Source organism: Pseudomonas sp. P5_B2 (assembly GCF_056400445.1).
In genome coordinates, this window is the sequence record NZ_JBFULH010001274.1 from 1 (window position 1) to 770 (window position 770).

Genomic DNA, 770 nt, shown 5'->3' on the forward strand with positions numbered 1-770 from the left:
AATAGCACCATCCGTGGGACATTGAATTTCATGAGCGGAGACAACCTCTGATTGACCATTGGGCGTATGTCCATCTGGCTGAGGCAAGCCTGCGGGGGCGTGCTTACCGAGCGGATGGGGCTATCCAGATAGACCGATAAATAGGGAAAAGTTCTAGAGGCTGTAGTTTTTAAAAGCCAACGGTCTCGATGTTCGGCCCTTTTTTAGCTCACTTTATCGATGCCCATTTCTGGCCGATTGTTGCGCAGCGCGAGGGCAGCCATCGACCCAGTCATGCCATCCAAAAAACGCGAGGCCTTGATATTTTCATCAGGGGGCGATCATTGGGGACACAAGCAAAAAGATGTAACTCGAGTCTCCATACCGAGGATAAGAAACTAAAATTAACTAGCCTCAAACCGCTGCACGCCAATTCACGCTTACCATCTCCTTCAAGGGAGGGTAGAACCATGGCTGTTATCAATGGGACCGAACAAGGCGACTTTATATTTGCCAACCCGGAGGCCGATCAGATCTTCGGCCTGGGTGGCGATGACTTTATCCTGGGTGAAGGAGGCAACGACACGATAGAAGGTGGTGACGGCAACGATCAACTCTCCGGTGGTGACGGCGACGATCTGCTTCGCGGTGGCATCGGACTCGACAGTCTCACGGGCAATGCCGGTGCCGATACGCTGACCGGTGGTGCGGATAATGACTCTTTCAACTGGTTTGTCGGCAGTGGCGCGGACTCCACTATCACGGCCCGCGACACGGTGACTGACTTCCAG

The 770-nt window shown here is 53.4% G+C and carries 1 protein-coding gene; it reads left to right on the forward strand.

The window, feature by feature from the left end; all coding sequences use genetic code 11:
* Window positions 1–449 precede the first annotated feature (449 nt).
* Window positions 450–770, forward strand: a 321-nt coding sequence (locus AC1DRJ_RS30705; RefSeq protein WP_477805420.1) for a calcium-binding protein, incomplete at its 3' end; no start/stop codon positions are given.